The sequence below is a fragment of the Chitinolyticbacter meiyuanensis genome, from assembly GCF_008033135.1.
GTDB lineage: Bacteria > Pseudomonadota > Gammaproteobacteria > Burkholderiales > Chitinibacteraceae > Chitinolyticbacter > Chitinolyticbacter meiyuanensis.
Map to the genome: position 1 here is coordinate 3,695,204 of NZ_CP041335.1, position 12,741 is coordinate 3,707,944.

The window sequence follows — 12,741 nt, forward strand, 5'->3', positions numbered from 1 at the left end:
CAGGATTTCCTCCAGGGGAACGATCAGGGCTTGAGTTGCAGCGAAACAGCGCCGAGCTCTTCCTTGCCCTCGGCCTTCAGGGACTGGGCGCCCTTGGGCGGCCAGGTGAACGGCACACGCACCAGCTCGCGGCCGCCCACTTCGCGTGCGGCTTCCACCACCAGCTGGTAGTCACCTGCCGGCAGCTTGGCGAACGGAGCCTTGCCTTCGGTGAAGGACAGGCCATGCTCGCCAGCCGGTTTGGTCGCGCCGGAAACGCCATCGAACGGCATGTTCAACTCACGCCCACCCTTGCGCCACCACTGGCGCAGATCCTTCAACCACTTGGTGCCCTTGCCTTCCGGGCCATCGCTTTGCTGATACCACACCGCCAGATGCGTCGCGGTACTTTGATCCGGGCGCTCCAGCCAGACCGCGACATAGGGGCGGTGGTACTCGGCCACGTTGAGGCGCGGGATCTCGACCTTGACGTCGATGCCGGCGGCGAACGCCTGGCCGCCCCAGGTGGCGCTGATCAGGGCCGGCAAAGTCGCCGGCAACCACTTCTGCATGGGTTAACTCCTCGAAGATCAATGAATGAATGCAATCGCCAGCAACAACGGCACGACCAACCCCAGGGCCACCAGCGGCCAAGTGGTGGGGCGGTTGCCGGCATGCAGGTGCAACAGGAACAAACCGGTAATACAGAACACCAGCGCGGTGCCGGCGAAGATGTCGATGAACCAGGCCCAGGCCCGGCCCGCATTGCGGCCCTTGTGCAGGTCATTGAAGTAGGCGATCCAGCCGCGATCAGTGAGCTCGTAGCTCACGTCGCCGCTGGCACGATCGATGGTCAGCCAAGCGTCGCCGCCAGGGCGCGGCAGCGAGACGTAGACTTCGTCCTCGGACCACTCGCCGATCTTGCCGGCCACATCATCTGCCAGCTGTGCCGACAACCATCCGGCGATCGCCGCCGGCAGCGGCTGCCTGGCCTCCTGCGGCCCCTTCGCCAACTGGGCCAGCAGCGGCGCCGGCAGGCTGGCCGTCCGGTTCACCACTTGGGGTTCGGTCTCGATATCGGCGGCGTGATTCAGCGTGATGCCGGTCGCAACGAACAGCAGCATGCCGATCAGGCAGATGGCCGAGCTGATCCAGTGCCAGCGGTGCAGGTGCTTGAGCCAGAACGAACGCGATTGCCGGTCGGAAACGGATTTCATTGCAGGATGGGATGAGAGCGCAGCGCGCATCAACGCGCGGGCGCTGCGTCAGGTTGACAATAACAAGAACGATTTTTACTTGGCTTTACGCCGGCGTGCCGTCTCACAGCTCCGCCCATTGCCGCAGCAGGTTGTGATAGTGGCTGGTCAGCGCCACCACCTCGGGGTTGTCGCCCAGCTGGCCGCGCAAGCGCTGGATGGTCTGATCGAGCTCGAACAGCATGCCGCGGCGGCCATCGTCACGCACCATGCTCTGCAGCCAGAAGAACGACGCGATGCGTGCGCCGCGGGTGACCGGCGATACGCAATGCAGGCTGGACGACGGATACAGCACCAGATCACCCGCGGGCAACTTCACCTCGTGCTGGCCGTAGGTATCGTTCACGATCAATTCGCCGCCGTCGTATTCGTCCGGCTCGGCGAGGAACAGCGTGCACGACAGGTCGGTGCGTAGCGTGCCACCGCCCGGCAGGCCGCGTACCGAGCCATCGACGTGAAAACCGTAGTGCTCGCCGCCTTCGTAGCGGTTGAACAGCGGCGGCACCGTACGCAAGGGCAGGGCCGCCGAGAAATAGAGCGGCTGCTGCGCCAGCGCCTGCAGGATGACTGTGCCCCAGTGCTGCGCCAGCGGCGAGCCTTCGGCCAGCTGGCGATTCTGCTTGACCCCCGCTCCTTGCGGCCCGACGGTCTGGCGCCCGTCGACCCAATCCGTGGCATCAAGATCGGCGCGAATGGCGCGCACCTGGTCGGCAGTCAGAACCTGGGGAATGTGCAGCAGCATGATGGCTTTCCTTGCCGGCGCCACCAATGCCAACGCCGCCTCGGCAAGAGGCGGCGTGGCAGCGGCGAGCCGAAGCGCTTAGAACGCGAAGTTGGCAGTCAGGCGAGCCGAACGCGGCGTGCCCGGGGTATAGCGATAACCGCTCTTGTTGATCGCAGCGACGTAGTCTTCGTCGAACAGGTTATACAGGTTCAGCTGCAGATCGACGTTCTTGGTTACGGCATACGATGCCATCGCATCCACCACCCAATAGGCTTCCGCGTACTTCGGCGTGCCCACGGCGCCATCCTTGCCGCGCTGCAGCTTACCGACGTAGCGCGCGCCACCGCCCACGGTCAGGCCATGGCCGAAGTTGTAGGAAGTCCAGGAGGTGAAGGCGTTCTTCGGGGTGTAGTTCAAGTCGCGGCTATCCGCATCGTTGCCGACGCTGGCGCCGCTCAACACCTTGGTATCCATCACCGTGAAACCCGCGCTGACGCCCCAGTTCTTGGTGATCTGGCCCACCACGCCCAGCTCGACACCCTGAACGCGCTTCTTGCCAGTCTGGTAGTACTGCAAGTCGACTGGATCCTGCTCGATCTCGTTGCGCACCACCGTGCGGTAGACCGCAGCGGTCAACGACAATTGCTGATCCAGCAGGTCCCACTTGGTGCCAAGTTCAGCGGTCTCCGCCTCTTGTGGCTCGTAGTTCGGGTTGCCAGCGTTGTTCGCGCTGCTCGACAGCGTGAAATTGGAGCCGCCCGGGGGCTGCTGCGAGGTAGCGAAGTTGACGTAGATCGAGCCATTGGGCGCCGGCTTGTACAGCGCGCCGAGCTTCCAGTTGAAGAGATTGTCCGAATCCTTGAGATCCGCAGCCGTCACCAGAGAGCCGGTCAGCGCGCCCCCGCAAGGGATCGCGCTGTTGCCGGTACCACCGCAAGCCGCGATATTCTGGTACGTGGTCTTGTAGTGCTCCAGACGCACGCCACCATTCACCTGCCACTGCTCGTTGATCTTGATGGTATCGAACAGGTAGGCCGCTACGGTGCGGGTTTCGCCGTCAGCATGCCCGCCATTCTTTTCCCAGCGAAGGCCACTGACATTAGGATCCGGGTCATACAGGTTGGCAGCCGGCCAAGCGCCGGTACGCACCACTGAATAATTGGTCTGCTGCTCGCTGGTAAGTTCCAGGCCCGCGCTGATGTCGTGCACCAAGGCGCCGGTTGCCACCGTGGCATTCAGGTTGGTCTGGTTGGTCAGGATCTCGTTGACCTGGTTCTTGTTGGTCGGAGTGCTACGTGCCAGCGTCCAGGTCGAGGGATCGACCGGATTAGGCGTCAACAGGTTGGCTGCCGTGCCCATGAAAGCGGTCAGCAGATAGTCCTGACGGGTCTTGCCCCAACGGGTGGTGTTGCGCACCGTCGCATTCGGCGACAGATCGTGCTCCAGCGTCAGCGTCAGCATGTCGGTACGCACATCGTCGAAATCGGACGTGGTGCCGTAGAAGTTTTCCGGGTTGACCTTGCCAGCGTTGGTGAGGAAAGGACGAGCCGGATCGGGGCTGGTGTAGCCCGGCAGACCGATCGTCGGTACGCCACCATCCGGCATATTGTTCTGTTGCACGTGCAATACGTCGAAATACGCGCGCGTCGACGAACCAAGGCCATAGGCCAGCGAAGCGGCCACGCCCCAGCGATCGTTCTCGACCTCGTCGCGGCCATCCACGCCAGCCTTCTGGCCCATCACATTCACACGCATCGCCGCGCCTTCCACCGCGGTGATGGCACGGTTCAGGTCGGCAGTGGCGCGCAGGTAGTCGTCACCCACAGCCAGCGAGCCGGAACTGGCATCATCCTTGCCCGCGCGCTTGGTCACCAGATTGATGGCGCCGGTCGGCGCGCTACGACCATAGTCGGTACCAGCCGGCCCCTTGGTGACTTCCACCGAGGTGATGTTGAACATATCGCGGGACACCGAGCCCAGATCGCGCACGCCATCCACATAAATGCTGCTCGAGCTGTCGAAGCCACGCATGTAGATTGCATCGCCGGTATTGGTGTTACCGTTCTCGCCGAGGAAGAAGGTGCTCACGCCCGGGCTGTTGCGCAGCGCTTCGGTCAGCGTGGTGGCACCTTGCTCCTTGATCAGTTCTTCCGTGATCACGGAGATGGTCTGGGTGGTATTGATCAGTGGCTCGGTAAACTTGGGCGACGATACGCGGTCCGCCTTGTATTCGGCCTGCTCGGTCGGCGCGCTCACCGTCACTGTGGGCAGCGTGGTTTCAGCGGCAACGACCGCGCCAGGAACGGCGAGTGCAAGCAGCGTGGCGGCAGTGGTGGATTTGAGAACGGGCGCGGCTTGCGCACCGTGTTTGCGGCTACGGATGTAGGCCATGGTGAAGCTCCCTGAACGTGTTATCTCTGAGCGATGACGTTGTAACCACGTCATTCGGAATGCGAATTTTTCGCAATTGTAACAAAGAAGATGAGAATTTTTCTCATTTATTTTTCGTTATGAACAGGAAAGCATTTAGAAAGCAAAAGGGCGCAACCTTGCGCCCTTTTGCTTTCCTTGTGGACTGCGCCGCGATCAGCTGTCGAGCTGGAACCGCACTGGCACGTTCACCGTCGCCTCTACCGCTTCCTTGCCTCGCATCGCCGGCTTGAAACGCCAGCGCTTCACCACATCAAGCGCCGCATTATCCAGCCGGCTAAAACCACTGCTCCTGGCAAGCTCAGTCGATACGGGCAGGCCTGCCTCACTGACGCGTACACGGACCACTACCGTGCCCTCTTCGCGCAACAGCTGGGACTGGCGTGGGTAGGAGGGCTTGGGGTTGTTGAGATAGGCCGCATTGAACACCGGCTCGCTGAGTGGCGTTTCCGCTGCGGGCGCTGGTGCCGGTGCCGGAGCGGGCGCTGGTGCGGGAACAGGGGCTGGCGCCGGGGCCGGCTCAGCGGGCGGCACCACCGGGGAATTCTCCGTCGGCGGCGCCTTGAGCGGTGCGGGTTGCTGCACCTTGGGCGGAGACTTCTTCGGCTGAGGGCGGGGCTGCGGCTTCGGCGGCTCGGGCTGCGCCTTAGGCGCAGGCGGCTCCGGGCGTGGAGGTGCCGGCAATTCGACATAGGTCAGTACCGGCATCACCACTGGTTCCGGCGGCTTCACCAGCCCAGCAGCGTGCAAGGCTGCATAGATCAGGACGACGTGAGCGGCAACGACGCCGCCCACGACCACATAGCGATTCGTAGACATCCCTGCATTCTAAATGATAAGAATTCTCAGCTTCAAATCATTTGCACAGCGCCCGGGTGACCGACCGGGCAAGCTTGGTTACAATGCGGCCCTGCCCCACCCTCGGGGCAGCTCAAGACGGAAGCGTGGCTGAGTGGTTTAAGGCAGCGGTCTTGAAAACCGTCGGGGATTCACGTCCCCCGTGAGTTCGAATCTCACCGCTTCCGCCAACTACCCGCCATCGCCACGGCCGGGTAGAGTGCCTCGGCCAGCTGAGTCAAAAAACTCCGTCCTTCCTCCGATTGTTCCTGCTCGATAGCGACAATTTTCGTTAGAAAATCATAGCTATAGCCGAGTTCTAGCCCGACCTTCACCGTTGCGGCAGGCGTCATTCTTCCGCGCTGCTTCCAGTTCGTAACCGTGTTGTCCTTCACACCGCATAGTTCAGCCACGCCTCTCTGACCGTATTTACTTGCGTATTCGGTAAGCAATTCGACGCTGGTTTTCATTTTTGGTCCTCTAGCGCACGTTGATTTCCCAGGCTGGGAAATGCTTTCATCCACCGCGTAACTTTCCCACTCTGGGAAATCCCGCTGTGTGAACTCATTCGCATCCTAAACCAGCGATTAAGTGGAAAGCCATCATGAGAGCTAGCCGGACTGTTGGTCGCGACGTGCGCACGCCCCCACCGCGCCCCCAATACCGCTGCAAACGCTTCGCCATCTACAAGCGTCACGGCTTCTACCTGACCCTCGCCACCGGCCCGCTCTCGGCCGCCTCCGGTATCTGCCACCAGTACGAAATTCCGTGCATGGGGCGCCGATGAAAACCCACGACCTCAAGATCCGGCCGGTGTGGTTCCGCCTCCAACGGGAAGGCCTCAAACCCTTCGAAGTGCGTCGCGATGACCGTGATTTCCAAGTCGGCGACCGCTTGTTGCTTCGCGAAATCACCGAAGGCCTGATGCCCGAGTACACCGGGCAAACGTTGCTTGTCGAAGTGACGTGCGCCCTCGACGACTCTGTTCCCGGCATCCAGCGCGGCTACGTCCTGCTCGGCACCCGTCATGTCGAGGGTCACCAATCATGAGCACCGAAGCGATGATGGTCGAGCTGTTGCAGCGCGTGCTGATGTGGCTTGTCGTGGGTGCAGCTTCCTCGGTTGCGGCCCTCGCACTCATCGGCCTGGCGTATGTCATCCCCGACCTGCTCTGCTGCCTGGCATCCCGAGTTTTCGGCCGGGGGCGCAAATGAGCCGCCCCATCTCCCTTTTCAACCTGGCATTGCAGCAGCAGCGTGACCACGCCGCTGCACGCGGCGCGTGCGCCGGCGCCGCAGGCGACGGCGGAGCGACGCCCAGCAGCGCGGTGTTGGCTCTCCTTGGCAAGAATGGGAAATCCGCTGACACGGAACCGGGTAAAGCGGCGATCCGGGAGCGCGAGGGCAAATCGGGGAATCTGCTGTCTTCCCGGGGTCGTCGGTACCGGATGCAACGCACCGCCCAGCAACTGCTGCCGGACGAATCCGTCTCGGGCTGCCATCGCTTCATCAGCAACGCCAACTGGTCCGGCGAAGTCCTGGTGGTGCAACGCCCGGAAGGCGGCACCAGCTACCGGGGCGTGCAGACCTGCGGCAGCGTCTGGCATTGCCCGGTGTGCGCCAACAAGATTGCCGAGCAACGCCGCGCCGAGCTGTTCGCCGGCATGGCGACCCACCGCGCCCAGGGTGGTCGCTGCTACATGCTGACCCTGACCTTCCCCCACCGCATCGACCAGGATCTGGCCGAATGCCTGGAAGGCCTGCGCAAGGCGCTCAAGACCTTCAAGGCCTCACGCCAGTGGCGCACGGTCCGCGAGCGCATCGGCTTCAAGGGCACGGTCCGCGCGCTGGAAGTGACCCACGGCGAGAACGGCTGGCATCCGCACACCCATGAGCTGGTCTTTGCCAATGGCGACGAAGAATCGGTGCTGGCCGAGCTGGAGTCACTGCGCGACTACTGGGCCAAGGCGGTGCACAAGGCCGGCCTCGGCCAGATCAGCATTCACGGCTTTCAGGTCGGCGGTGCCGACAAGGCCGCGTCCTACGTCACCAAGTACGGCGACACCGATCCGGCCGACGACAGCCGCTGGGACGCCTCGCGCGAGATGACGCGCCAGCATTCCAAGCTCGGTCGCCGCAAGGGCCGCACCCCGTTCGCCCTGCTGCACGACGCCATGATCGGCGACGGCGAAGCCAAGTTGCTGTTCCAGGAATACGCCCGCGAGTTCAAGGGCGCGCGACAGCTCTATTACACCCCCGGCCTGCGTGCCTATCTCGGCCTCGATGACATCAGCGACGAGCAACTGGCCGCCGCCGACCAGGACGACGCACCGGGCGATGAGCCGCAGCGCGTGCTGTGGCACTGCACCCGTGACGAGTGGAAGTTGCTGCTGCTCACCAACATGCGCGGCGAGTTCCTCGACATCGCCGCCAAGCACGGCACCGACGGGTGCTTCCTGTTCCTCAAGGCGCTCCGCCTTCGGCAAGCGGGGCGTGACGTCACGCCGACCTTTATCAATCCGGAGATTCAACCATGAGCATGGATGCTGTTTACAGCGCCAAGGTCGTCGGCGTCACGTCGGCCAAGGGCAGCTTCAAAGACGATAGCGGCAAGGTGATCGAGTACGACAACACCAAGGTGTTTGTCGAGATCGCCCTGCGCGGTGAAACCGCCCGTGGCATTGCCACCGAGGCGTTCAAGATCGGTCCGTCGAATGCCTACCTGGCGCACCGCTTCGCCACGGTGAAGCTGCCCTTCGACGCCAAGCTGACCGTGCGCAAGACCACCAACGGCCGCGAGACGCGCGAGGAAGTCATCGCCTTCGAAGTCGTTGGCCAAGCCCCGGCCAACCCGCTCGGCCCTGAGTCCAAGGCCGCTGCCTGATGCCCACCTGCGCCCTGGTCAAGCCCTGCGGCACCGGCCCTGCATCCTGCGGGCCGATGGATGCCCCCAGTACCGGCAATACGCTGGTGCTGCAGGACGTCCCACTTGACCAGTGCACCGGCATCGTCCTCATCACGCCGAGTGAATACAAGCTCATTTCGGCAAACCCATTTGCGGCGCTGACTCCCGAGTTTGCGGCGCAGATCGTGGCCCTTTGTGGGCTTATCTGGTTTCTCGCAGCGGGCATGCGAGACGTCATCCGTTTCATCAAATCAAAGGACTCTGACGATGAGTAACAAAATCCAACAAGCCATGTTGCTGCTGACTGCATTCATGGCGATGGCTGGCTCGGCCTATGCCGACATTACCCTCCCTACGGTCAGCACTGCTGATGCGGTTGAAGTCGGTACTTGGGTCATTGGCCTGATGGGCGCCTTCTTCGTGGTGAAGATGGGCCCCAGCCTCGCCGCCTGGGGCTTCAAGAAGCTCATGGGCTTCATTGGTCGCTGATAAGCCATGACGGCCGGTTGCCTTGTTTTGCTGTTCGGACTGCCTGCCTTGTGGTTGATCTGCTCGGCCTGATGGCCAGCGATACACCGGGGCCATGTGCCCCGGTTTTTCTTGGTGCTCTCTATGCGTCGTTTCTTTTTGCTCTTATTGCTGATGATTGCCCCGTCCTATGCATTGGCGGCGGTGCAAGCGTGTGTTGCTCAAATTACTGGGCAAAACAGTTACAACGTGAGCGTCGGCTATTGCGCATCGAAGACGTATGAAACCCAGCCTATGTGGACCGAGGGCTGTAAAGATATTTCTGCCGATATCGGTGCGCCGGTCGCCGATTGGGATGCAGCTGCATGTATTAGTCGAGCTGACCCTTGGGGCAATTATTATTCCGTCTACACGATTCGTTTTCAGGCTGTGACAACTGCCCCGACGCCGACGCCTGGACCAGATGTATGCCGCGACAAGTATGGTCAAAAAATGGATATGGCCGGCCGGTATTTCGAAGGTCGGCTTGGTGAAGTGACGTTGTGCAATAGCGGTTGTGAACTGTATTTGAATTCTGCCAAGTATCAAGCCGGCACAAAGAATGGCGTCTTTCACGGCACCATGATTATGGAAGGTACCGCCCAGTTCACTGGCCAGAAATGTCCAGCCGACTCGCCGAATAGTTCGCCTGGCACTAAGCCTTCTGACGTGAACGTCCCGCCCTCGGGTCCGGGTGACTGCGAGTCGGGTGAGCGCTTCATGCCGAACGCCGTCAACGGCCAGAACGTGTGCGTCAAAGGCGACGGCACGCCGGAAACCGAAAACGACTTCTGCAAGGCCAATCCCAGCGACGCCAAGTGCAAGCCCGGTGGTGATGAGTACTGCAAGGCCAACCCCACCTTGGCCACCTGCCAGAAAGGCTCCGACGAGTTCTGCAAGACCAACCCCGGTAGCGAATCGTGCGTGCCTGGTGGTGACGACTTCTGCAAAGCCAATCCCGGACACGGCTCCTGCACACCGGGTACGGATCAGTTTTGCAGCATGAAGCCCAATGATCCGTCGTGTGCGCAAAAGAACGACGACGCCTGCAAAGCCAATCCGAACTCCGAGCAATGCAAGAAAGCCAAGACCTGCGCCAATAACCCGAATGATCCGACTTGCAAACCGTCTCAAGAGGGCTTTTGCAAAAGCAATCCGAATGACGACAAATGCAAAAACGCCTTCACTGGCTCCTGCGAATCAACATTCACCTGCCAAGGTGATCCGGTGCAATGCGCGATTGCCAAAGAAATGCATAAGCGCAATTGCGAGATGAGTAAAGAGCCGGAGGGCTGGTCCGATCTCACCAAGAAATCCACGACTGAATCCGGCATTGCATGGGAAGGCGCCATCGAAGAAAACGACTTCCGCAGCAAGTTCACCCTGCAAAACCCTGAGCAATACGCCGGCAGCTGCCCCGTCCGAGATCAAAACGTCCGTGTGCCTGGCGTGATGGGCTTCGGTGGCGGCTCGGTCGAATTCAAGCTGTCCATGATCTGCGAACACGGCACCGCAATCCGCATGGTCGTGAACGCACTAACCACGCTCTCCTGCCTCTGGATCATCTGGATGTGGGTCGGCCGGAGATTCTGAGATGCCATTACCCGCCGTCCTGGGCGCCGCGATCTGGACCACGCTGGCCGCCGCACTCCCTACCATCATCGGCCGCATCCTGCTCGCCTTGGGTCTGACCGCTGTCTCCTACACCGGTATCGACGTGTTGTTCGACGACGGCCTGCAATGGGTGATGGGCCTGTTCGGCGATGTCGATCCCGAGGTGTGGGCCATCCTCAAGTTCCTCGGCGTCGAAGGCATGATCAAGGTGCACAGCGCGGTGTTCGTCTCCATCGCCACGCTGATCATGGGCGAGCGCTTCATTCGGATGCTGGCCAAATGAGCAACGCCGTCGCCACGCTCTTCACTGGCCTGCAGGGCAACGGCAAAACGCTCGCCGTTGTCACTCATATCGCCGAACTGGCCGCCAAGCTCACGGCTGATGATCCGCCGATCTACACCCACGGTATCAAGGCACTGAGCATCAACCGGTGCGCCTCGTTGCTCGACCCGAACAAGTGGTATGAGCTCGAAGTGGGCGTCACCGTGGTCATCGACGAAGCGCAAAAGGTCTTTCCCACACGGCCGAACGGCTCGGCCAGACCGGCCAAGGTCGCCGCCTTCGAAGATATGCGCCACAGCGGCAAGCAAGCCATTCTGATCACCCAACATCCCGGCCTGATCGATAGCGACCTGCGCAAGTTGATCAACCGGCACGTCCACCTTGAACGGATCATGGGCCGGCAGATGTCGCAGTGGCTTGAATGGCCGAAAGTGCACACGCCGGAGAACAAGGCCGACCGCAAAAAGGCCGCCTCGCACTTCTGGGCATTCCCGACGAAGAACTACGCGCTTTACAAGTCCGCTGAGGTACACAACCTCAAGCCGGCCATGCCCAAGGCGCTCAAGTACACCATCGGCATCATGCTCGCTGGCGTCCTGCTGGCGATCGCAGCCGGTGTCTTCATCATGATGCAGGCCAAAAACCCCGGCATCGCTTCGGCCGAAGCTTCCAGCCCAGCGTCTGCACCAGCTGGCCAAGCTGCACCGCAACCGGCTGGCCAATTTACCCGCGAAGAAAAGCTCGACTACTTCGCCGCACGTGTCCCGCGGCTGGCTGGGCTACCTCACACCGCCCCGGCCTACGACGACATCACCGCCCCACGCATCGCGCCAAAGCCGGTCGCCTGCGCCGTGATGGGCGACACCTGCAAGTGCTTCACCCAGCAAGCCACCCTGATCCCGCAAATGGATCAAGCCACCTGCAAACGCATCGTGGCCGAAGGCTGGTTCGATGAATCGGCCGACCAGGTCGCGGAATCGCCAGCACGTATCCCCAAGCTCCCCTCGTAAAGGAAACCAAGATGAAAGCCACACTCGCCATGCTCGCCCTGTTTGTTTGCACCTCGGCCTTGGCCGAAGAGCTCAACGCCAAGTACTGCGCTGATCTGCGTGCCGCCAAGGCCAACATCGAGTCACAACAGCGCCAGCGCTCCACGCAATCCCTGCGCGACCAGCACAAGTACGTCAGCGACCAGCTCTACAGCTACAAGTGCAAGTGGTAGTGTGACGGTCACCAAATAACAAAGCCCCCGATCGGGGGGCTTTGCTTTTAACCGTTGCCGACCTCGTTGCCGCCGTCTGCCATCAACTGGACTATCGTCCCGCCCTGGTCGAGCCAGTCGGATACCCACTGCGGTCGCTTCCCTTTCCCTGTCCAGGTCTGCGACGCGTCTTTGGGATTGATGAACAGTTGACCAGGTGTTTTTCTCGATGTCGAAACACCAAGTGTTTTTGCGGCAGTGGGCGTGCTCGATGCTTTTGCGCCTGGCGCTTTACCATCGAGCTTGGCCAGCTGCTCGCGTAGCTCGCAAGCGACGTCCTGCATACGCTGCGCCAGGCCTGCTTGTTCGGTGGCGCGAATCTCGGCCTTGTGGCGTGCCTCGCGCTCAAGCTCTAGTTTTCCGCCAAGGTCTTTGCGTACCTTCTCTATCTCCACGCTGCAATCCAGGGTGTATTGGGCTAGGGTGCGACCCATTGCGATGACTTCGCCCTTGGCTTGTGCGCGTTCCTCATTTGCCTCGTTAAGTGCCTCGGTCAATCGGTCCACCTCGGCTGCCAGGCTATCGCGATCGGCTTGCAGATCTGCGAGCTCGGTCTGCAGCTCCTCAATGGCTGCGGATCTCGCCGCCTCGATCTCGCCTAGGATGGCCTCCACGATCTTCTCTGGCAGCTCAAGTGCTGCGTCCACCTTGTTGGCTGTCTGACGCTTCCCGCTGCCCTGAAAATCAGCCAGGTGGCGCTGGATGGTTGTTAGCGACCCTTCCCCCAGCTCCGCCCTCACCGATCGTAGTGTGATGCGCTCCCCGCGCGCCTGGACACGCTTAGCTGCTGCCTCGACCTGCTCGAAACTCAATCCCGTCCGTGCCATCTCGATATCCCCGAATACGTATCACCCTGATACATACATATCATAGCAACGATACGATACGATATCAATGCGATACGTATTGATATGATATGATATCTGACGAACGGTATGATACGTAA

At 61.3% G+C, this 12,741-nt stretch carries 18 protein-coding genes and 1 tRNA gene; 12 read left to right on the forward strand and 7 right to left on the reverse strand.

Annotated features, from left to right (window positions below; genetic code table 11):
* Positions 1-23 precede the first annotated feature (23 nt).
* The 5 genes from FLM21_RS17565 to FLM21_RS17585 all read right to left on the reverse strand — a co-directional run bounded on the left by FLM21_RS17565 (position 24) and on the right by FLM21_RS17585 (position 5,208).
* Positions 24-551: a DUF2271 domain-containing protein gene (locus FLM21_RS17565; RefSeq protein ID WP_148716816.1), complete on the reverse strand. Its 528-nt coding sequence runs from the start codon at positions 549-551 to the stop codon at positions 24-26.
* 18 nt (positions 552-569) lie between these two features.
* Complete coding sequence (locus FLM21_RS17570) at positions 570-1,196, reverse strand: PepSY-associated TM helix domain-containing protein (protein WP_148716818.1); 627 nt, start codon at positions 1,194-1,196, stop codon at positions 570-572.
* A 103-nt stretch (positions 1,197-1,299) separates the two neighbouring features.
* On the reverse strand, positions 1,300-1,977 hold the full coding sequence (locus FLM21_RS17575; RefSeq protein ID WP_148716820.1) for a Fe2+-dependent dioxygenase: 678 nt from the start codon (positions 1,975-1,977) through the stop codon (positions 1,300-1,302).
* 78 nt (positions 1,978-2,055) lie between these two features.
* On the reverse strand, positions 2,056-4,350 hold the full coding sequence (locus tag FLM21_RS17580) for a catecholate siderophore receptor Fiu (RefSeq protein WP_148716822.1): 2,295 nt from the start codon (positions 4,348-4,350) through the stop codon (positions 2,056-2,058).
* Positions 4,351-4,545: 195 nt separating this feature from the next.
* Entirely contained in the window at positions 4,546-5,208 is a 663-nt protein-coding gene (locus tag FLM21_RS17585) for an energy transducer TonB (RefSeq protein WP_148716823.1), read from the reverse strand.
* A gap of 119 nt (positions 5,209-5,327) precedes the next feature.
* Between FLM21_RS17585 and FLM21_RS17590 the strand changes: the two genes are divergently transcribed.
* Positions 5,328-5,417, forward strand: a tRNA-Ser gene (locus FLM21_RS17590).
* Here the strand turns inward: FLM21_RS17590 and FLM21_RS17595 are convergent.
* Complete coding sequence (locus tag FLM21_RS17595; RefSeq protein ID WP_148716825.1) at positions 5,403-5,696, reverse strand: hypothetical protein; 294 nt, start codon at positions 5,694-5,696, stop codon at positions 5,403-5,405. The genes FLM21_RS17590 and FLM21_RS17595 overlap by 15 nt on opposite strands.
* Positions 5,697-5,860: 164 nt before the next feature.
* Between FLM21_RS17595 and FLM21_RS20955 the strand changes: the two genes are divergently transcribed.
* The 11 genes from FLM21_RS20955 (at position 5,861) to FLM21_RS17640 (ending at position 11,756) form a co-directional block, all read left to right on the forward strand.
* Positions 5,861-6,013 (forward strand): hypothetical protein, encoded by a 153-nt coding sequence (locus FLM21_RS20955; RefSeq protein ID WP_187359967.1) that lies wholly within the window; start codon positions 5,861-5,863, stop codon positions 6,011-6,013.
* Entirely contained in the window at positions 6,010-6,276 is a 267-nt protein-coding gene (locus FLM21_RS17600) for a DUF3850 domain-containing protein (RefSeq protein WP_148716827.1), read from the forward strand. Before FLM21_RS20955 ends, FLM21_RS17600 begins: the two co-directional genes overlap by 4 nt.
* The gene (locus tag FLM21_RS20960; protein WP_187359968.1) at positions 6,273-6,440 is read left to right on the forward strand and encodes a hypothetical protein; all 168 of its coding nucleotides are present in this window, start codon (positions 6,273-6,275) and stop codon (positions 6,438-6,440) included. Before FLM21_RS17600 ends, FLM21_RS20960 begins: the two co-directional genes overlap by 4 nt.
* 233 nt (positions 6,441-6,673) lie before the next feature.
* The gene (locus tag FLM21_RS17605; RefSeq protein ID WP_148716517.1) at positions 6,674-7,762 is read left to right on the forward strand and encodes a protein rep; all 1,089 of its coding nucleotides are present in this window, start codon (positions 6,674-6,676) and stop codon (positions 7,760-7,762) included.
* Positions 7,759-8,109 carry a hypothetical protein gene (locus tag FLM21_RS17610; RefSeq protein WP_148716518.1) on the forward strand — a complete coding sequence of 117 codons (351 nt, stop codon included), beginning with the start codon at positions 7,759-7,761 and terminating at the stop codon, positions 8,107-8,109. Before FLM21_RS17605 ends, FLM21_RS17610 begins: the two co-directional genes overlap by 4 nt.
* Positions 8,109-8,405, forward strand: coding sequence for a hypothetical protein (locus tag FLM21_RS17615; RefSeq protein WP_148716828.1), 297 nt, complete (start codon positions 8,109-8,111; stop codon positions 8,403-8,405). The genes FLM21_RS17610 and FLM21_RS17615 overlap by 1 nt, the downstream gene beginning before the upstream one ends.
* The gene (locus tag FLM21_RS17620; protein ID WP_148716829.1) at positions 8,398-8,619 is read left to right on the forward strand and encodes a hypothetical protein; all 222 of its coding nucleotides are present in this window, start codon (positions 8,398-8,400) and stop codon (positions 8,617-8,619) included. Before FLM21_RS17615 ends, FLM21_RS17620 begins: the two co-directional genes overlap by 8 nt.
* Positions 8,620-8,742: 123 nt before the next feature.
* Positions 8,743-10,230 (forward strand): hypothetical protein, encoded by a 1,488-nt coding sequence (locus tag FLM21_RS17625; RefSeq protein WP_148716830.1) that lies wholly within the window; start codon positions 8,743-8,745, stop codon positions 10,228-10,230.
* A 1-nt stretch (position 10,231) separates the two neighbouring features.
* Positions 10,232-10,534: a DUF2523 family protein gene (locus FLM21_RS17630; RefSeq protein ID WP_148716831.1), complete on the forward strand. Its 303-nt coding sequence runs from the start codon at positions 10,232-10,234 to the stop codon at positions 10,532-10,534.
* Positions 10,531-11,544 carry a zonular occludens toxin domain-containing protein gene (locus FLM21_RS17635; RefSeq protein ID WP_187359969.1) on the forward strand — a complete coding sequence of 338 codons (1,014 nt, stop codon included), beginning with the start codon at positions 10,531-10,533 and terminating at the stop codon, positions 11,542-11,544. The genes FLM21_RS17630 and FLM21_RS17635 overlap by 4 nt, the downstream gene beginning before the upstream one ends.
* Positions 11,545-11,555: 11 nt before the next feature.
* Positions 11,556-11,756, forward strand: a complete 201-nt coding sequence (locus FLM21_RS17640) for a hypothetical protein (RefSeq protein ID WP_148716833.1) — start codon at positions 11,556-11,558, stop codon at positions 11,754-11,756.
* Positions 11,757-11,803: 47 nt separating this feature from the next.
* On the opposite strand, the gene FLM21_RS17645 is transcribed toward FLM21_RS17640, so the two are convergent.
* Entirely contained in the window at positions 11,804-12,622 is an 819-nt protein-coding gene (locus FLM21_RS17645) for a DNA-binding protein (RefSeq protein ID WP_148716834.1), read from the reverse strand.
* Positions 12,623-12,741 lie beyond the last annotated feature (119 nt).